Origin of the sequence: Amycolatopsis acidiphila, from assembly GCF_021391495.1 — a bacterium.
Lineage (GTDB): Bacteria > Actinomycetota > Actinomycetes > Mycobacteriales > Pseudonocardiaceae > Amycolatopsis_E > Amycolatopsis_E acidiphila.
The window spans coordinates 5,097,695-5,114,229 of the sequence record NZ_CP090063.1; the positions used below are offsets into that span (position 1 = coordinate 5,097,695).

General features: G+C 70.6%; 21 protein-coding genes. 7 read left to right on the top strand and 14 right to left on the bottom strand.

Going from position 1 to position 16,535, the window contains the following annotated elements:
* Position 1: 1 nt before the first annotated feature.
* Genes LWP59_RS24920 through LWP59_RS24940 form a run of 5 tightly spaced genes read right to left on the bottom strand, consistent with a single transcriptional unit; the run spans position 2 to position 5,605 of the window.
* Entirely contained in the window at positions 2 to 1,621 is a 1,620-nt protein-coding gene (locus LWP59_RS24920) for an L-lactate permease (protein WP_144634055.1), read from the bottom strand.
* 46 nt (positions 1,622 to 1,667) lie between these two features.
* Positions 1,668 to 2,774 (bottom strand): zinc-dependent alcohol dehydrogenase, encoded by a 1,107-nt coding sequence (locus LWP59_RS24925; RefSeq protein ID WP_144634052.1) that lies wholly within the window; start codon positions 2,772 to 2,774, stop codon positions 1,668 to 1,670.
* A 31-nt stretch (positions 2,775 to 2,805) separates the two neighbouring features.
* Entirely contained in the window at positions 2,806 to 4,035 is a 1,230-nt protein-coding gene (locus LWP59_RS24930; RefSeq protein ID WP_144634049.1) for a Tm-1-like ATP-binding domain-containing protein, read from the bottom strand.
* Positions 4,035 to 4,694, bottom strand: coding sequence for a class II aldolase/adducin family protein (locus LWP59_RS24935; protein WP_186383063.1), 660 nt, complete (start codon positions 4,692 to 4,694; stop codon positions 4,035 to 4,037). Before LWP59_RS24935 ends, LWP59_RS24930 begins: the two co-directional genes overlap by 1 nt.
* Before the next feature lie 17 nt (positions 4,695 to 4,711).
* The gene (locus LWP59_RS24940; RefSeq protein WP_186383062.1) at positions 4,712 to 5,605 is read right to left on the bottom strand and encodes a creatininase family protein; all 894 of its coding nucleotides are present in this window, start codon (positions 5,603 to 5,605) and stop codon (positions 4,712 to 4,714) included.
* A gap of 367 nt (positions 5,606 to 5,972) precedes the next feature.
* On the opposite strand from LWP59_RS24940, the gene LWP59_RS24945 reads away from it, so the two are divergent.
* Together LWP59_RS24945 and LWP59_RS24950 are read left to right on the top strand one after the other, a co-directional pair.
* Positions 5,973 to 6,518, top strand: a complete 546-nt coding sequence (locus LWP59_RS24945; protein WP_144634043.1) for an ABC transporter permease subunit — start codon at positions 5,973 to 5,975, stop codon at positions 6,516 to 6,518.
* Entirely contained in the window at positions 6,512 to 6,988 is a 477-nt protein-coding gene (locus LWP59_RS24950; RefSeq protein WP_233921927.1) for a hypothetical protein, read from the top strand. The genes LWP59_RS24945 and LWP59_RS24950 overlap by 7 nt, the downstream gene beginning before the upstream one ends.
* Before the next feature lie 68 nt (positions 6,989 to 7,056).
* Here LWP59_RS24950 and LWP59_RS24955 read toward each other — a convergent pair whose 3' ends face one another.
* A complete protein-coding gene (locus LWP59_RS24955) occupies positions 7,057 to 7,866 on the bottom strand; it encodes an acyl-CoA thioesterase (protein WP_144634037.1) in 810 nt (269 codons plus the stop codon).
* Positions 7,867 to 8,095: 229 nt separating this feature from the next.
* Between LWP59_RS24955 and LWP59_RS24960 the strand changes: the two genes are divergently transcribed.
* The 3 genes from LWP59_RS24960 to LWP59_RS24970 all read left to right on the top strand — a co-directional run bounded on the left by LWP59_RS24960 (position 8,096) and on the right by LWP59_RS24970 (position 10,126).
* Positions 8,096 to 8,629 carry a 4-hydroxylaminobenzoate lyase gene (locus tag LWP59_RS24960; protein ID WP_144634034.1) on the top strand — a complete coding sequence of 178 codons (534 nt, stop codon included), beginning with the start codon at positions 8,096 to 8,098 and terminating at the stop codon, positions 8,627 to 8,629.
* Between the two features lie 17 nt (positions 8,630 to 8,646).
* Entirely contained in the window at positions 8,647 to 9,372 is a 726-nt protein-coding gene (locus tag LWP59_RS24965) for a nitroreductase (protein WP_144634030.1), read from the top strand.
* A gap of 82 nt (positions 9,373 to 9,454) precedes the next feature.
* A complete protein-coding gene (locus tag LWP59_RS24970) occupies positions 9,455 to 10,126 on the top strand; it encodes a nuclear transport factor 2 family protein (RefSeq protein ID WP_144634027.1) in 672 nt (223 codons plus the stop codon).
* 133 nt (positions 10,127 to 10,259) lie between these two features.
* Here the strand turns inward: LWP59_RS24970 and LWP59_RS24975 are convergent, their stop codons facing one another.
* Entirely contained in the window at positions 10,260 to 10,871 is a 612-nt protein-coding gene (locus LWP59_RS24975) for a methylated-DNA--[protein]-cysteine S-methyltransferase (protein ID WP_144634024.1), read from the bottom strand.
* Complete coding sequence (locus LWP59_RS24980; RefSeq protein WP_144634021.1) at positions 10,868 to 11,362, bottom strand: RNA polymerase sigma factor; 495 nt, start codon at positions 11,360 to 11,362, stop codon at positions 10,868 to 10,870. Before LWP59_RS24980 ends, LWP59_RS24975 begins: the two co-directional genes overlap by 4 nt.
* Positions 11,363 to 11,500: 138 nt before the next feature.
* Here LWP59_RS24980 and mug point away from each other — a divergent pair, with 138 nt between their 5' ends.
* Complete coding sequence (gene mug, locus LWP59_RS24985) at positions 11,501 to 12,106, top strand: G/U mismatch-specific DNA glycosylase (RefSeq protein WP_144634018.1); 606 nt, start codon at positions 11,501 to 11,503, stop codon at positions 12,104 to 12,106.
* 22 nt (positions 12,107 to 12,128) lie between these two features.
* Here the strand turns inward: mug and LWP59_RS24990 are convergent, their stop codons facing one another.
* The 6 genes from LWP59_RS24990 to LWP59_RS25015 all read right to left on the bottom strand — a co-directional run bounded on the left by LWP59_RS24990 (position 12,129) and on the right by LWP59_RS25015 (position 15,680).
* A complete protein-coding gene (locus LWP59_RS24990; protein ID WP_222425435.1) occupies positions 12,129 to 12,680 on the bottom strand; it encodes a methylated-DNA--[protein]-cysteine S-methyltransferase in 552 nt (183 codons plus the stop codon).
* Between the two features lie 62 nt (positions 12,681 to 12,742).
* A complete protein-coding gene (locus tag LWP59_RS24995) occupies positions 12,743 to 12,895 on the bottom strand; it encodes a hypothetical protein (RefSeq protein WP_186383060.1) in 153 nt (50 codons plus the stop codon).
* Positions 12,896 to 12,908: 13 nt separating this feature from the next.
* Complete coding sequence (locus LWP59_RS25000) at positions 12,909 to 13,409, bottom strand: methylated-DNA--[protein]-cysteine S-methyltransferase (protein WP_144634012.1); 501 nt, start codon at positions 13,407 to 13,409, stop codon at positions 12,909 to 12,911.
* A gap of 102 nt (positions 13,410 to 13,511) precedes the next feature.
* A complete protein-coding gene (locus tag LWP59_RS25005) occupies positions 13,512 to 13,805 on the bottom strand; it encodes a putative quinol monooxygenase (protein ID WP_144634009.1) in 294 nt (97 codons plus the stop codon).
* Between the two features lie 60 nt (positions 13,806 to 13,865).
* Positions 13,866 to 14,642: an isocitrate lyase/PEP mutase family protein gene (locus LWP59_RS25010; protein WP_144634004.1), complete on the bottom strand. Its 777-nt coding sequence runs from the start codon at positions 14,640 to 14,642 to the stop codon at positions 13,866 to 13,868.
* A 156-nt stretch (positions 14,643 to 14,798) separates the two neighbouring features.
* Complete coding sequence (locus tag LWP59_RS25015) at positions 14,799 to 15,680, bottom strand: SDR family oxidoreductase (RefSeq protein WP_144634001.1); 882 nt, start codon at positions 15,678 to 15,680, stop codon at positions 14,799 to 14,801.
* An 85-nt stretch (positions 15,681 to 15,765) separates the two neighbouring features.
* On the opposite strand from LWP59_RS25015, the gene LWP59_RS25020 reads away from it, so the two are divergent.
* Positions 15,766 to 16,344: a TetR/AcrR family transcriptional regulator gene (locus LWP59_RS25020; RefSeq protein WP_144633998.1), complete on the top strand. Its 579-nt coding sequence runs from the start codon at positions 15,766 to 15,768 to the stop codon at positions 16,342 to 16,344.
* The last annotated feature ends 191 nt before the right edge of the window (positions 16,345 to 16,535 follow it).

Here is a 16,535-nt window from a genome sequence, read left to right on the forward strand (position 1 = left end):
TTCAGATCACGATTCCCGACAGCGGTCCCTTCGCCATCAGGTAAATGATCACGATGAACAGCGCCAGGTACAGCAGACTCCACCAGAACGTCCGGCGGAACAGCACGCCCTCGTGCCCGGACAGACCGACCGCGGCCGCCGCCATCGCGAGGTTCTGCGGACTGATCAGCTTGCCGAGCGAGCCCGCCGCGCTGTTGGCGCCCGCGAGCAGGTAGGCGCTGACGCCGATGTGCTGTGCCGACGCCACCTGCACCGCGCCGAACAGGGCGTTGGCCGAGGTGTCGGACCCGGTCGCCGCGACACCCAGCCAGCCGAGCACCGGCGACAGCAGCACGAAGGCACTCCCCGCGCCCGCGAAGAACGCGCCGATCGTCGCCGCCTGGCCCGAGTAGTTGAGCAGGTAGGCGAACGCGAGCACGCACATCACGGTCGCGGCGGCGAAGCGGATCTGCACCGCGGAAGCCTTGTACTCTCTCAGTCCGGTGCGCCAGCGGATCCGCAGGACGAGCATCGCGATGAGGCCGGTGACGAGCAAAACCGTGCCGGTCGCGCTGACGAAGTCGATGGTGAAGGTCCGCAGCGACACCGGCGACCCGTTGGGGCGGACCACTTTCGTGCCCGGCCAGACGAAGCTCACCGACAACCCGCCCACCGCCCGGCTGACCGGCCCGTCGATCGACACCAGCGCGAGCAACGCCGTGAGCACGGCGTACGGGACGAACGCCCGCACCGTCGGCCAGAGCGTGAGCGGCCGCGACCGCATCGCCGTGGGGCTGCGCGCGGCCCCGGGGGCCTCCGCGGCGACCGGCCGCGTGCGGCGCAGCCGCAGCACCGCGACACCCGCCAGCGCGGCGAGCACCGCGCCGCCGAGGTCGGCCAGCTGGAACGCGACGTAGTTCGAGACGACGAACTGCCCGACACTGAACCCGGCCGCGAGCGCCAGCGCGAGCGGCCACAGCTCACGCAGGCAGCGCCAGCCGCCGAGCACGAGCAGGAGTACGAACGGCACGAAGAACGCGACCATCGCCGACTGCCTGCCGACCATGTCGCCCAGCGGTTCCGCGGCGAGCCCCGTGGTCTTGCTCAGCGTCAGGATCGGGTTGCCCACCGAGCCGAACGCGGTGCCCGCCGCGTCGGCGAACAACGCCACGGTCGCCGCACGGACCGGCGAGTAGCCCATCGCCAGCAACAAGGCCGCGACGACTGCGATCGGCGCGCCGAAGCCCGCCATGGCCTCCAGCAACGACCCGAAGCAGAACGCGACGACCAGCGCCTGCACCCGAACGTCGTCGGAGAGCACCAGGAACGTCTCGCGCACCCGGTCCAGGTACCCGGAGACCTGGACGAGCCGGTTCACCCAGACCGCGTTCAGCACGATCCAGACGATGGGGAACAACCCGGCGGCCGCTCCTTCGACGGTCGTGCTCAGCGCGGTCACCGGCGGCAGCCGGTACACCAGCACGGCCACGGCGAGCGCGGCGAGCACGCTGATCAGCGCGGCCCAGTGCGCCCGCATCCGGACGACGCCGAGCAGGACGAGCAGGAGTACCAGCGGCAGCGAGGCGGTCAGTGCCGACCACGCCAGCGACCTGCCTACGGGAGTGATGAGCTGATGGTGCATGACATGCTCCTCGGATAGACCTGTGGCCCCCGGCCGGCCCGAGGAGTCATGGCACGATGACCACCTTCAGCGGGTCCCCTTCCCTCTCCCTGATCACCCGGAACGCCTCGCCGATCTGCTCGAGCGGAAAGTGGTGGGTGACGAGTTCCTTGCCGCGCAACGCCCCGCTGGCCGCGAGCGCCACCGCGCGCTCCACGTTGTTGCCGCCCTCACCGCGTGAGGTGTACATCGTGATGTCCTTGCGGATCGCGGCGCTCAGGTCGAACTCGACCTTGCCCGGGTAGAACGCGACGAAGAGGATCTTCCCGCCGCGCTTGGTGACCTCGACGGCCTGCTGCGGTGTGGACGGTCCCCCCGAGGCCTCGATCGTCAGGTCCGGGCCCACGCCACCGGTGAGCTCGAGGACGCGCTCCACCGGGTCGGTCTCCTGGGCGTTGACCACCTGGTCGACGCCCAGCCGCAGGCCCAGATCGAGCCGGGACTGGCGGGTGCCCACCAGGATGACCTTCGCCGCGCCCATCACCTTGCACACCTGCGCGGTCATCAAGCCGACCGCCCCTGGCCCGAACACGACGACGGTCTGGCCGACGATGTAGCCCTGCGCGGTGTCCAGCCCGTAGAGCCCGGTGCCGGCGGTCGTGATCAGCACGGCGTCTTCGGGCGAGAGGTGCTCGGGCAGCCGGTAGAGCGCGCTGACGTGGTGCACGGCGTACTCGGCGAAGCCACCGTCGGTCGTCATGCCGGTGGCCCGGTGCCCCTTGCCGGTGTCGCCGTAGTTGAGGCACGCGGTGTACTTGCCGGTCACGCAGTTGGCGCACCGGCCGCAGCCGCGGTGCGCTTCGATGCAGACCTTGTCGCCGGGCGCGAACTCGTCCACATTGGACCCGACGGCGACGATCGTGCCCGTCCACTCGTGGCCGGGCGTGTACTCGCCGAACGGCGGGGTCTGCGGGAAGTGCCCGTCGAGGATCTTCAGGTCCGTACCGCACGCGCCACACATGGCCACGCGCACCAGGACCTCGTCGGGCCCGTACGACGGGACGTCGCGCTCGACCACGCGGAGGTCGCCGGGTCCGAACAGGACCGCGGCCCGCATCCGGTCCGGGATGCCGCCGGAAGGCGCGGGAGCGGACGTGACTGCCGATTGGCTCATCGTTGAACCTCTCTCGGTTGAGGGTGTCGGACTACTGCCGGGCGAGCAGGCGGATCAACTCCTCGGCCGCCAGTGTGCCCAGCTCGGGATCGTTGATCGTGAGCGCGCGGCGTTCGATGCGGACGTTCTCCGGCGCGAGCGCGACGAACTCGTCGACGAACGCCGCGTTCGCCGCCGGGTCGTGCAGGGGCCCGCCCGGGGAGCCGACCTGCGACCAGCCCAGCTCGGGGAGCACGACGGTCACCGGTCCCGTCGCGGCACCGAGCCGTTTCGCCATGGTGCGTGCGACGTGGACGAGTTCCTCCGCGCTCGCGCGCACGTTGGTGTTGTTCGGGTTGTGGTAGTGGATGGCCCGCTCGCGCAACGGCTCCGGGATGGTCTCCGCCGCGGCGAAACAGTGGTACTCGAGCCCGCCGGGCAGCACGACCTGCGGGATGCCACGCTCTCCCGCAGCCGTGAGCCTGCCCTCGCGCACGGGCGTGTAGATGTCGTCGGGGTACAGCTCCGCGAGCACCTCGTGGGTCGTGATGTCGAGGACACCGTCGAACAGCCCCTCGCGGATCAGCCGTTCCATCGCCGAGCCGGACGCGCCCGAGGCGTGGAAGGGCACCACCTCGAGCCCGCTCGCCCGCAGGCGCTCGATGGCGGTCGTCACCGCTGCGTGCGTGTTGCCGAACGCCGTCACCGCGACGACCCGCTTGCCCCGCGGCGCCTCGTAGCTGCCGGCGCGTGCCATCCCCACCACCGCGGCCGCCGCCTGCCGCAGCACGGTTCCGGTGATCTGGTTGGGCCCGCCCAGCAGGTCGCCGACCGAGAACGAGACCGTGATGTCGGCATCGCCGATGAAGCCACGCAGGTTGCCGGACGCCACAGTGGACACGACGTGCTTCGGCAGGCCGAACGGCAGCGACCGCATCGCCGCCCCTGTCACGGCGGTGCCCTGGTTGCCGCCGACCCCGAGCACGCCGTGCAGCCTGTCCTGGTGGTGCCACAGGCTCAGGATCGTGCCCGCCCCGGTGGCCATCGCCGCCATCGCGTGGTCACGGCGCGCGTGCTCGCGAAGGTCGGCGAGCCGCTCCCCCGCGGCGGAGGCGACGACCGACGCCGGCACGTCGGACAACGCCTCCTCCCGCGGGCCGCTGCGCAGGCCGACGTCGACGACCTTGGGTTCGCAGCCCCAGCGCCGCACCTCGGAGACCAGGAACTCGGTCTCCTCCCGCTTCGTATCCACTGTGGACACGATCGCGATGACGGGGTCCATCACCTGACCTCCGCGAGCGGGTCGCCGTCGTGCGCCAGCGCCAGGCCCGCGGGAACCCCGCCGGTGATCTGCGCGGCCAGCAACGCCACCTTGGCGTTGTCCTCGAGGTACTCCGTGCGGTAGTACGCCGTGCGCAGGTCGGGCCCGACGGTGACGGTTCCGTGCTCCCGCATGATCAGCCCGCGGATCCCGGTGCCGGAGAACTTCTCCAGCACCGCGTCCGCGAGTTCCTGGGAGCCCGCCGGCAGCAGGTCGACGCTGTCGAGCGCGCGAAGGTGCCCGCGGGCGGCGGCGTGCACGAGCGCCGGCACCTCGTTGGCCACCGCGAAGGCGACCGCGTACGGCGGGTGCAGATGGACGACGGCGCCTACCTCCGCGCGGCACTGGTAGATCCCGGCGTGCCACAGCCATTCCTTGGACGGCTTGCGGCCCACGTCCAGCACCTCGCCCGACAGTCTCATCAGCACGGTGTCGGCCGCGGTCATGTCACCCTGGCAACAGCTGGTCACCTTGATCAGCATCAGGTCGGTGCCGGGCACCCGTACGCTGTTGTTGCCACTGACCCCGGGCACCAGTCCCTTCTCGTAGCCACGCCGGGACACCGCAGCCAGCTCGTCACGCAATGCCTGCAGTACTCCGGGATCCACCCCGTTGTCCACGACCACGTCCTCCGTCCTCAGGCGCGCCCGGGGTAGTCGCTGTAGGTGACCTCGACGTCGAACTTGCGAACCTCCTGCACGAACGACGCGAGGTGCTCCGACATCCGGTCCAGCATCTGCAGCCCCTTCTCCCGGTTGGACCGGAAGGGGTTGCCGATCACCGCCGTGTCGCAGTACTCGTGGTGCTCCATCGGCACCCAGATGTTCTCCGACCCCTTGAACTTCACCGTCGACGTGCCGTCGATCTTGGAGAACTCGTCGGTCATGTAGGCCGGCGCGTGCGCCCGGTCCTCGACCGCCCGCTTCATGTTCACCAGCCCTTCCGACGTCGCCATGAGCGCGGACGTCTCCAGCTCGCTGGAGTGCCAGCCCGGCGTCTCCTCCGGCGGGTTCTCGAACAGGTCCTGGATCACCGACGCGTCCCGCTCGGTCGGCGTCTTGTAGTAGGAGATGAACGCACCGGTGTCATAGCGCAACTGTCGCATGACCTCGTCGATCGGCTTCGTGTTCGAGCCGTGATGGCTGACGAAGATGACCCGTTTGAAGCCGTGGAAGATGAGGCTGCGCGCGATGTCGCTCATGATCCGACGATAGGTCTCGGCGCGCAGCGTGATCGTGCCCGCGCCCTCGAGGTGCCTGCCCATGTGGTGTGGCGAGTACCCGAACGGGACCAGCGGGGAGTAGAGCACGTCGGCGGCCTTGGCGGCGCGCTTGACGACCTCCATCGTCACGTAGCTGTCCGTGCCCAGCGGGATGTGCGCGCCGTGCTTCTCGGTGCTGCCGAGCGCGACGAGGACCGTGTCCTGGTCCCCTTCCGCGAGCCGTTCGGCGACCTCGGCGAAGGACAGCGCCAGGATGTTGTGCTTGCGCTCCTCGTCGGCGTCCTCGTTGACGTAGTCCACCTCGGCCACTCCGACCTCCAATGTAAAGGATTTCTGTAAAGCGTTACATTGGTGACCGTACAACCCATCGCGCGCCTGTGCAAGGGTGCGGACGGGGCATCGGAAGCTGGCTGTCCGACGCCACGGGGGGCACGACGAGCTCAGGGGCGGCGGGCCGGACGGAAACGATCACAAGGATCGGCGAGAAGGCGGAACCGGAGAACTCCGTGACCGCATGGGTGGGGCGCTCGCCGTGGTCTTTGCCGAAGGACTCTTCGGTGGGCAGGTGGATCTGGTTCACAGTGCTGGCTTGCTCCTGGAGTCCTCCGATGACCCGGCGTCATATGGGTGAGAACACCGCCCATGACCGTCGGCGTTTCGGCCACCCGCCTCCTGCTTGGCCTGGCGGGCCAGCAGCTCAAGCTGGGCCCTCGACCCGGGACTCGAGGAAGCCACCAGGACCAGTGGCGCCGGTCCATTCAGGACACTCCGCACCGTGACGCCGCCCGCGGTCAAACCGGCCGTGCTCTCCGGCGCGCTGCTCGCGCTCGTGTACGGGACCGCCCTGTTCTCGGTGCCGTTGATCATCGGCACCCAGGCCCGCATCGACATCCTGACGGTGCAGGTGGTCCGGATGCTCGCGTTCACCTACCCGCCAAGGATCGGCGAGGCGCTGATCCTCTCGCTGCTGGTGGCCGTGGTGCTGGCACTGCTGTGGGGGGTCAACGCGCGGGTCGTGCGGCGCGGCCACTTCGCCACCGTCGGCGGCCGGCACTCGGCGCGGCCCACCACCGTGCTGCGGCCGGTGCCGCTGGTGGTCGCCAGGATCGTGCTGCTCGGTTTCGTGCTGCTGGCGGCGGTCCTGCCGCTGCTGGCGCTGGTGCTGGTGTCGTTCCAGGGTTTCTGGTCCGGCAAGCTCCCGGCGCGCTCTCACACATGGTGATCGGCGTCGCGCTGCTGGCCGTGCTCGGCGGACCGCCGCTGGGGCTGGGCGGAACGCTCACCCTGCTCGTCATCGCCTACGTCGTGCTCTACCTGCCGCAGGCTTCGGTGAGCGCCCAGTCGGGCCAACCAGCTCGTGGGCGGCGAGCTGTCCGAGGCGTCGTGGGTCGCCGGCCGGGGCCGGGGCGCGACCGTGCGGAAGATCGTGCTGCCACTGACGCGACCCGGGCTGATCTCGGGCTGGACATTCGTGTTCGTGCTCGTCGCCGGGGACATCACGGCGTCCTCGCTGCTGGCCGGCCCGAGCACCCCGTGGTCGGGTTCGTGATCACCACGCTGTTCCAGAACGGCACCTATCCCCTGCTGGCTGCACTGGGCACGGTGATCAGCGTCGTGTCGTGCGCGGTGGTGCTCACGGCACTGTCCCTGGCGAACCACAGGAGGCGCTACGAGCGCCGCGCCCGCGGATAGCCGGCTTTCACGCCGCTCAGCCGGGTGTGCGGCCACCCTTCAGGTCACCGGGAAGGCCGTGCTGCCGGTCACCCGATGTCTCTCCTGCCGCGGAACAGCGCCTCCTGGGCGATGCTCGCCACCAGCTCGCCGTCCGGAGCGTGGACGGTGCCGGTGTACCACCCCCGTCCGCGGCCGGCGGCCTTCGGCACCAGATCGGTCAGCAGCCAGCCGTCGAACCGGACCGGACGATGGAACCACACGGCGTGGTCGAGACTCGCCCCCGTCGCGTTGTTCTCGTCGTGCAGGGGGAAGAGTCCACTGGAGATGTCGGACAGATACGTCAGAACACAGGCATGAGTGAGCGGGTCGTCCGGCAGGTCCACAGTGCAGCGAGCCCAGAACCTCGTCGGCCACTCGACGTCCGGATCGGGTTGCTGGGGCAGTTTCGCCTCGATCGAGAGCAGCCGTGGCAACACGGCCTCGGGCAGCTCCTCGGGTGGCGGCACCACAGGTGCGGGCTGCACTTCGCGGGTGGCTCCCGGTTCGTCCGTCACGAACGAGGCGGACAGGGTGAAGATGACCTCGCCGTCCTGGGTCGCCGTCACCCGGCGCGCGGAGTACGACCGGCCGTCCCGGTCGCGGCTCACCCGGAAGGCGATCGGCGTGCCCGCGACACCGCCACGCAGGAAGTACCCGTGCAGGGAATGCGGTTCGCGGCCTGGCGGCACAGTCCGGCCCGCCGCGTACAGGGCCTGCGCGGCGACCTGACCGCCGTAGAGCGGGAAAGGCTCCTCGACGGCGGGGGGCGCACAATAGAGATCCTGTTCGACCTCGTCGAGGGCGAGCAGGCCGAGGACCGTCTCGGCGACGGCCGGTGGCGGGGTCCGCGAAGTCATCCCAAAAATGTACAAGCTGTCAGATGGCTCAGTCACCGTGTCGGTCGACACGGAACACCTACCGGCCACGCGGCGGCGGGCGAGGTAGTCCTCGACATCCATGCTCGCGCTCCTCCGGGGGTCCCGGGTTCATAGCTACGTTACAACTATTGACTGTAATGTCAGAGGTGTCTTACCGTCGTGGGGCGGGGCTTCTTGCTCCGGCAACGACGCCAGGAGGAGACAGGACATGAGCGTCACACCCGAAGACCTGATCGAGCGCAGCATCCCGTTCGTCGACGAGATCAAGAACCGCACCGCCGGGGCCGAGCTGGAGACCTGGCTCAACGAGAACCGGGGCCCGGGCTCGCAGCTGTGGGACGACCTCGCCCGCATGGTCAAGGAAGGCGTCGCCGACGGTTGGGCCGCCAACATCGAGGTCGACGGCCCCGGCTACCGCCGGAGCCGGATCATCGAGCCGTGCGAGCGACTGAGCTGGTTCAGCATCACCGCGGTCTACCTGAACAGCGTCCCGGTCTTCCGCGGCGAGTACCACCAGCATCCCTACGGCGAGATCAACATGGTCGTCCCGCTGGATCCCGGCGCTCTGCTGCGCGGCCCGCGGGGGTGGCAGGGGCCGGGCTGGACCTCGCCCGAGCCCGGAAGCCACCACTACCCCGAGGTCGTGGGCGGGAGCCTGGTCGCCCTGTTCTACCTGCCCGCGGGCCGCATCTCCTATGACATCACGGCGCCCGCGGACTACGCGGCCTCCGACGGGCGCTGACGCGGGCCGGCCGGCTGATGAACGACACCACCACGGAATTCGCACCGGCGGCGGCGACCGTCGAAGAGGCACTGCTCACCCGCCGCAGCGTCCGCGCGTTTCTGCCGACACCGGTGCCCAGAGCCGAGGTGGAGCGACTGCTCGCGCTGGCCTCCCGCTCGGCCAGCAACTCCAACTGTCAGCCGTGGCACGTCCACGTCCTGACCGGTGAGTCGAAGCGACGCCTGACGGAGGCGCTCTGGAAGGCGCTGGACGCGGACGGTCGCGTCGCCGAACGGGAGTACCCGTTCCAACCGGCACCGGAGGACTGGGAAGAACCGTTCCGGACCCGGCGCCGGATCTTCGGCGAGGGCCTCTACCGCGACACGCTCGGGATAGCGGCACACGACGCCGAGGGTCGGCTGGGGCACCACCGGCGCAACTACGACTTCTTCGGCGCCCCGGTCGGTTTGATCCTCACCGTCAGCCGGCGGCCGCTCGCCGGCGCGCTGATCGACGCCGGGCTCTTCCTGCAGGCACTCATGCTCGCGGCCCGGCACGCGGGGCTCGACACCTGCCCGCAGGCCTCGTTCATCGACTTCTACCCGGTACTGCGCCGGCAGCTGAACATCCCGGACGATCAGCTCATCGTCTGCGGCGTCGCCCTCGGATACGCCGACCGCGAGCACTGCCTCAGCGGTTATCGGACCGCGCGTGAACCGGTCGGCGAGTTCACCACGTTCCACAGCGGCGAACTCGGCTGACCTCCGCCACCCGGCGACCGCCGCCCCTCGGTCGCCCAGGCCGGCCATCGACGTTTCGCCTGCCGCAGGGAAGGCTGTGTCGATGCCTATCCACATCGAGCACGAGACCGAGACCGAGACCTTCGAGCGTTCGGCCAACGAGCAGATCCGGAAGGTCGTCGAGGACTGGGCCCTCTACCGCGACTCCGCGCAGTGGGAGAAGTTCGCGACGGTCTGGCACGCCGACGGCTGGATGACCGCGACCTGGTTCCAAGGGCCTTTCGCCGAGTTCATCGACGTCAGCCGCGCGGCTTTCGACCGGGGCGGCCAGATCCTGCACTTCCTCGGCGGCTTCACCTGCGAGGTCACCGGTGACCGGGCGATCGCCCAGACGAAGATGAAGATCGAGCAGCGGGCACAGGTCGACGAGATCCTCGTCGACGTGACCTGCACCGGGCGGTTCTTCGACTTCCTCGAGCGCCGTGACGGGCGCTGGGGGATCGTCCGCCGCCAGCCGATCTACGAGTCCGACCGGATGGACGTCGTCGACCCGGCGACGACCCTCGAGCTCGACGCGACCGTGCTGGCCAGTTTCCCGGCCGGCTACCGCCATCTCGGCTACCTGCAGGAGAACAACGGGTACCGGGTCATGCGCGACCTGCCGGGGTTGCGGGGTCCCGCGGTCGAGGTGCTCTACGACGAGGGCCGGGGCTGGCTCGGTGGCTCGGCGACGCCGGGAGTCGTGCGCCGCAACGAGCGCGACAGTGCCTCGTGACGCCGCGCGAACCAGCGGTCCCGGCGCGCACCGTGCACAGTGGACATACCGCCGCCCGCCTTTCCCCGGGGAAAGTCGCATGGCTCAGCGCGGCCGTCGTCGGCGGCCGTCGGCTCGGCTGCTGCCTGGGCTGTCACCGGCTCGCTCCTTCCAACGCCAGGAGGGTTCGTTTCGCCTGGTCGCCGCCGCGGTACCGGCCGGACGACCCGTCGGCGCGCACCACCCGGTGGCACGGGACCACGAGCGGCAGCGGGTTCGTCGCGCACGCCGTCCCGGCGGCGCGGACCGCCCTCGGGCTTCCGGCGCCGGCCGCGACCTGTGCATAGCTTTCCGTGCGCCCATAGGGAATGTGCGCGAGATGGTCGAGCACCGAACGGCGGAAGCCCTTCGCGAGCCGGAGGTCCAGCGGGACGTCGAACACCTGCCGCCGCCCGCGGAAGTACTCGTCCAGCTCGCGGACGGCCGGGTCGAGGCGTGCCGGCGCGCGCAGCACCCTCGGGCTGACCACCGCTGACAGCTCGGCGAGAACGGCGTCGTGGTTCTCACCGTCGAACGCCACCCGGACGAGCCCGCGCTCGGTCGCCGCGAGCAGCAGCGGGCCGACCGGCGAGTCCATGGTCCGGTAACCGACATCGAGCAGGCCCGCCTCCTGCGCGGCCCCGGCCAGGCGCTCGCGCAACCGGCTGGTCACCGCGGGATCGACTTCCCGCAGCGCGCCGGCCAGCTCGCCGGGAAAAGTCGTCATGTCGGTACTCCTTCGGTTTCGGACCGCCGGTAAGCCTTTCGCAGCGCCTTGATCCCGTCGGCGGCTGCGCGGCGTGCGGCGTCGGCTGTTCCGCCGGTGACGGCCGCCACGTCCTGGTAGGGAAACCCGCCGAGATAGTGGTAGGCGACGGCGGCCCGCTGTTTGCCGGGCAGCCGGGCCAGTGCCTGCCACAGGTCGCCGTCCCAGTCCTCGGGCCGCCCCGAGCGGGCCGGCTCGTCCGGGAGCCCGTCCACCGGGACCGGCCGCCGCGCCCGGTCCCGGTGGACGTCGATGGCCTTCCGGTGGGCGATGGTGACCAGCCACGCCTCGACGTTCGCGTCGGGCGGAAGCGCCGGGTAGGCCTTCAGCGCGGAAAGGAACGTCTCCGACCACGCGTCCTCGGCGTCGGCGGGACCGGCCACCGCGCGGATGACCCGCAGCACCATGGCCCCGTACTCGTCGACGACCTGCTCGAACGGTTTCACACCCACTCCCGGTAAACGCTCGGCAAGCCCGAAACGTGAGGTGCCGTTACCGGGCACGCTAGACGCCGACGGGAGACTGCGGTCAGGACCGGACCGAAGCCGACGCGATCAGAGAAAATGGGCGACCATGCCGGGGGACTGCCGATGACACGCCGTTACAGCAGGGCCGAACTCGATGCCGGGCGCGAGACGCGCCTGCCCGACCTGGTCGCCCCGAACCTGCGGGTGCTGCTCGTGGGCATCAATCCGGGCCTGTCCTCCGCGGTCGCCGGACGCCACTTCGCGACGCCGGGCAACCGGCTCTGGCCCGCCCTGCACCGGTCCGGCTTCACACCACGCCTGCTCACCCCGGAAGAGGACGAGGAGCTGCTCGGCCTCGGCATCGGGATCACCAGCCTCGTCGCCAGGCCGACCGTGCGGGCCTCGGAACTGACCCGGGACGAGTACGTCGAAGGGGGACGCCGGCTGCGCGAGACGGTTCTCGCCCTTCGGCCACAGTGGCTCGCGCCGCTCGGCGTGACCGGGTACCGCGCGGCGTTCGGTGTGCGGGACGCGGCTGTCGGGCTGCGGGAGGAGTCCGTCGGGGCCACCCGCATCTGGATCCTGCCCAACCCCAGCGGCCTCAACGCCCACTACCCTCCCCTCGCACTCGCCCGCGAGTTCGCCCGGCTCCGGGTCGCCGCCGGGATGCCGGACCGATCGGGCGTCCTCTCACCGGGCGGGGCGGCCGCCGGAAGAGAGCGGAGCTGACCGTGCGCCGGCCGCTTCCCGGTCACGCCTTCCCCTCCATCCCGAGCAGCGCGAGCTTCGCGGCTTCGCCGCCGCGGTAACGCCCGGGCGAGCCATCCGAGCGCACCACCCGGTGACACGGGACGACGAGGGGCACAGGGTTCAGCGCACACGCGGTCCCGACGACACGTACCGTCCGCGGGCTGCCCGCGGCGGCCGCGACCTCCGCGTAGCTCCTCGTGTCGCCGAACGGGATCTCCGCCAGCCGCGCGAGGACGGCGCGGCGGAAGCCTGTCGCAAGTCTCAGGTCGACCGGCAGGTCGAACACCCGCCGCGAACCGGTGAAGTACTCGTCGAGCTCGCGTGCGGCTTCGTCGAGGCGCCGGGGCGCTTCGAGGATCCTCGGGCTCACTGCGCCGGCCAGTGATTCGAGGACGGCGTCATGGTTCTCGTTCTCGAACGCCACGCGCAGCAGGCCCTGGTCGGTGGCGGCGAGCAGCAGTGGCCCGACCGGCGAGTCGACCATGCGGTAGGCGATGTCGAGTAGGCCCGCCCGCTCAGCGTCATCGGCGAGCCTCTGCCGCAGGCGGTCCATGTTCGCCGCGCTCACCTCGGACAAGACCCCGAGGACCCCGTCTGCGTTCTGTCCGGCAGCCGTCATGCCGTCGCTCCCTCCACCTCGTGCCCTCGCCCGGCCGCCCGCCTGGCGGACTCGTCGATCTGCACCGGGTCACCGGCCCGCAGTACCCCGACCGACGAGGGCCGCGTGATCTCCTCGACGAGCACCGCGACCCTGGCACTGGTGAACACGAGGTCCGGCGGCTCAGAACAGCCTCCCCGACTCGTCCAAACCCTCCTCCAGGTCCAGCAGAAAGCGCTTGCGGGCCAGCCCTCCCGCGTATCCCGTCAGCCGCCCGCTCGCGCCGACGACGCGGTGACACGGCACGATGATGCTGATCGGGTTCCAGCCGTTCGCGTTCCCGACGGCCTGCGCGGCCCCGGGCTCCCCGAGCGCGGCCGCGAGTTCGCCGTAGGTGCGGGTCTGGCCGTGCGGTATCCGTGTCAGCAGCGACCACACGCGCTGTTCGAAGGGCGTCCCGCGCGGGGCGAGCTCGAGGTCGAACGTCCTGCGGTGGCCGGCGAAGTACTCCTTGAGCTGCGCCATGGGCGCTTCGAACCCCTCGCCGGTCCGCGGCCCCAGCCCCGCCGTCAGCCGGGGACGGCGCCGGTGCCCTTCGAAGTAGAGCCCGATCAGGGCCTGGTCGTCGGCGACGAGTGTGAGCTCGCCGATGGGCGAGTCGGTCACGGTGTGCCGGATGCTCATCGGATTCGTTCCCTTCCCGTGGTGATCCTCCGCCCGGTAGACGCCGGCGGCCGCCGAAACGTGAGACCCGCGGCGCACGAGGCGTGCGCGGCCGCGATCGGCTCAGTCGGTCACGTCGTACATCTCGATGACGCGGTTCTCGAGCCGCGGCACGATCTCGCCGAGGACGAGCTCCTTGAAGTGCGTCGTCTCACGGTGGTCGGCGAACGCCTCCCTCGAGGCGTAACGCTCGAGGAGGACGATCTCCCGCTCGCTGCCGAGCCGGCGATAGGCCTCGAAGCCCAGGCAGCCAGGCTCGGTGAGGGCAGCCTCCACCAGCTTCGGGTAGAAGCCGAGGATCTCCTCCTCCTTGCCCGGAGCGATGGTGTGTCGTGCGATGACCTGCAATGCGGACATGCGAACCTCTCGTCTTCTCGGTCGATCTCTTGGTCCTGCGGCCACGATGCTGCCGGCCGGTCAGCCCACGCGCCGCGCGTAGTCGACCAGCCTGGCCTGCAGCTCGGGGTACGGCACTGCGGCGGGTACCCCTCCCCCGTCGCGTACTGCGACCGCCACGCTCGCGGCAGCGTGGACGGCGGCCCGGTACGGCAACGAGCCGGTACTTACCCGCCGGATGCCGAGCCTGCCCAGTTCTCCCAGGCTCAGCCCCGGGACGACGAGCACGTTGACCGGAACCGGGATGTTGGCCGCGAGTTCCCCGAGCACTGCCGGCTCCACGGCCCCGGGCACGAAGACGCCGTCGGCGCCGTGCCGGCAGTACAGCTGTGCCCGTTCGAGTGTGCTCTCCACGTCCGCGTCCTGGCCGAGCCAGTAGGTGTCCACCCGGGCGTTGACGAACAGGGCCGGGCAGCGCTCCTTCACGGCTTGCACCTTCGCAGCATGTGCCTGCGACGGGATCAGCGTTTCGTCCGTGCTGTCCTCGATGTTGACGCCGGCGGCGTCGAGCTGCGCGACGTAGTCCGCGACCGCCTCGGGCGAGTCGGCGTAACCGTCCTCGATGTCTACGCTGACGTGCCCCGGCACGGCGGACAACGCCTCGGCCAGCCGCAGGTTCGCCTCCTTGGTGGCCCGACCGCCGTCGGGCCTGCCGAGAGCCGACGCCACACCGAAGCTGGTCGTGCCGATCGCGTCGAACCCGGCTTCGGCGAAGGTCAGCGCGGACGGCACGTCCCACGCGTTGGGGAGCAACAACGGCCGGTCGCCGAAGTGCAGGTCCCGGAACGTCTTCACCATGTCTTCCACACCCTCGGTCGGACGGCTGGGCCGGTCCGAAGGAACCGTCCCGTCGCAGGCGGCCGGAGTACGTCTCCCCGTGCCTTCGGCAGCCGCGACTGCCACCGACGTTAGCGACCTGATGTTTCGGCTGCGGCCGGAACATCACGCCGCCTGTCAGGGCTGGATGTTCTCCAGGTCCTCCAGAAGGCTCGGGTGCGTCGGCTCCCAGCCGAGCGCTTCGCGGGTATGGGTGCTGGACGAGGGCTGGTCGCTCGCGAAGATCGGGCCGAGCGGGCCGTAGGTCTCCGACGGCACCGGCTCGACCGGCAGGCCCAGCCGCCGGCCGATGACCGCGGCGATGTCACGCACCTTGTCTCCCTCGTCGGCCACGGCGTGCCAGGAGGTACCGGCTTCCGCCTTCTCCAGGGCGAGCCGGAAGAGGACTGCCGCGTCGAGCGCGTGCACGGCCGGCCAGCGCTGTGCGCCGTCGCCCGGGTAGCCGGACACTCCGGTCTGGCGTGCGATGTTGGTCAGCACACCGGCGAACCCGCCTGTGCCCTGGTTGTGCACAGTGCGCGGCAGGCGGATGGCCGTGCTCCGGACCCCGCGCGAGGCCAGGCCCAGGACCGCCGTGATCGCGCGGCCGCGACCACCGACCGGCCCGTCGGTCGACGCCGGGTCGGACTCGGTGGAAGCGCGGCCCGGCACGTAGGGCGTACCCGAGACCGTGACGAAGGCGCGGTCGCTGCCGACGAGTTCCTCGCCCAGGACCGCGATGGCGGCACTCTCCTCGGCGACCGCCCGCGCGACGGCGTCGGCGCTGCTGAAGTCGTTGGCGAATGCCAGGTGGATCACGCCGTCGGCCTGAGCAGCGCCGGCGCGCAGGAGGTCCAGATCGGCGAGATCTCCCTGGAGTGGCTTGGCGCCGGCCGCCTCGGCGGCCCGTGCGGACGCGTCGGAGCGGGTGAGGGCGAGGACGGTGTGGCCGTTGCCGAGGAGCTCGGCGACGACGGCGGAGCCGATCAGGCCGGTGCCACCGGTGACGAAGATGTGCATGGAACTCCCCTGAAGGTGATGGGACTCTTGTCCCATCACCATAGCAGAGTGATGGGACAAGAGTCCCATGCCATATGATGACCCCATGGCTCGATGGGAACCAGGGGCGCGCGAACGACTCGTCGTGGCTGCCGTCGACCTGTTCACCGAGCAGGGGTACGACGCCACCACGGTCGCGCAGATCGCCGAGCGCGCCGGGGTCACGAAAAGCACCTTCTTCCGGCACTTCCCCGACAAGCGCGGGCTTCTGGTGGCCGGGCAGGAGACGCTGAGCCAGCTGCTGACCGAGGGGATCGCCGAGGCACCTGCGAGTGCCGGCCCACTCGACGCGGTCGCCGCCGGTCTCGAGCGCGCGTCGAGCGCGATGGGCGCCATGAACCGCGAGCTCGGTCCCCGTCTGAAGGCGGCCGTCGCCGCCAGCGCCGAACTTCAGGAGCGTGACGCCCTCAAGATCGTCAGCCTCGCGGCCGCGATCACAACCGCCCTCGTCGCCCGCGGGGTGCCCGACGCGACCGCGGCTCTCGCCGGCGAGCTGGGTGTTCTCGCGTTCAAGCGGGGCTACGCCGAGTGGTCCGAGGGCGACCGTGACGGCAAGGACGAGTTCGCGCAGTACGCCTTGGCGGCCCTGGACGAACTGCGGGCAGCGAGCGCGTCGCTGGGCTGACGGTACTCCGCGCGGGAAATCCGGCCGTCCGCGTTCTCGTCGATGGCCACGCTCACCAGCCCAGAACTCGCGGGCGAGCCGCCCGGCGTCGGCATCGTCCTCAATGGACAGACCGTGCGCGGGCACCGTGCTGTTCCGGTCGCGTCGGTGATCGCGACGGTCGGGCCGAGAGCCGCTACCTCGGCGAACTG

What these genes read in the sequence shown, in the direction of transcription:
- LWP59_RS24920 (WP_144634055.1), bottom strand. Translation starts at nt 1,621, where the DNA reads ATGCACCATCAGCTCATCACTCCCGTAGGCAGGTCGCTGGCGTGGTCG.
- LWP59_RS24925 (WP_144634052.1), bottom strand. Translation starts at nt 2,774, where the DNA reads ATGAGCCAATCGGCAGTCACGTCCGCTCCCGCGCCTTCCGGCGGCATC.
- LWP59_RS24930 (WP_144634049.1), bottom strand. Translation starts at nt 4,035, where the DNA reads ATGGACCCCGTCATCGCGATCGTGTCCACAGTGGATACGAAGCGGGAG.
- LWP59_RS24950 (WP_233921927.1), top strand. Translation starts at nt 6,512, where the DNA reads ATGGTGATCGGCGTCGCGCTGCTGGCCGTGCTCGGCGGACCGCCGCTG.
- LWP59_RS24955 (WP_144634037.1), bottom strand. Translation starts at nt 7,866, where the DNA reads ATGACTTCGCGGACCCCGCCACCGGCCGTCGCCGAGACGGTCCTCGGC.
- LWP59_RS24960 (WP_144634034.1), top strand. Translation starts at nt 8,096, where the DNA reads ATGAGCGTCACACCCGAAGACCTGATCGAGCGCAGCATCCCGTTCGTC.
- LWP59_RS24965 (WP_144634030.1), top strand. Translation starts at nt 8,647, where the DNA reads ATGAACGACACCACCACGGAATTCGCACCGGCGGCGGCGACCGTCGAA.
- LWP59_RS24970 (WP_144634027.1), top strand. Translation starts at nt 9,455, where the DNA reads ATGCCTATCCACATCGAGCACGAGACCGAGACCGAGACCTTCGAGCGT.
- LWP59_RS24975 (WP_144634024.1), bottom strand. Translation starts at nt 10,871, where the DNA reads ATGACGACTTTTCCCGGCGAGCTGGCCGGCGCGCTGCGGGAAGTCGAT.
- mug (WP_144634018.1), top strand. Translation starts at nt 11,501, where the DNA reads ATGACACGCCGTTACAGCAGGGCCGAACTCGATGCCGGGCGCGAGACG.
- LWP59_RS24990 (WP_222425435.1), bottom strand. Translation starts at nt 12,680, where the DNA reads ATGGACCGCCTGCGGCAGAGGCTCGCCGATGACGCTGAGCGGGCGGGC.
- LWP59_RS25000 (WP_144634012.1), bottom strand. Translation starts at nt 13,409, where the DNA reads ATGAGCATCCGGCACACCGTGACCGACTCGCCCATCGGCGAGCTCACA.
- LWP59_RS25005 (WP_144634009.1), bottom strand. Translation starts at nt 13,805, where the DNA reads ATGTCCGCATTGCAGGTCATCGCACGACACACCATCGCTCCGGGCAAG.
- LWP59_RS25010 (WP_144634004.1), bottom strand. Translation starts at nt 14,642, where the DNA reads ATGGTGAAGACGTTCCGGGACCTGCACTTCGGCGACCGGCCGTTGTTG.
- LWP59_RS25015 (WP_144634001.1), bottom strand. Translation starts at nt 15,680, where the DNA reads ATGCACATCTTCGTCACCGGTGGCACCGGCCTGATCGGCTCCGCCGTC.
- LWP59_RS25020 (WP_144633998.1), top strand. Translation starts at nt 15,766, where the DNA reads ATGGCTCGATGGGAACCAGGGGCGCGCGAACGACTCGTCGTGGCTGCC.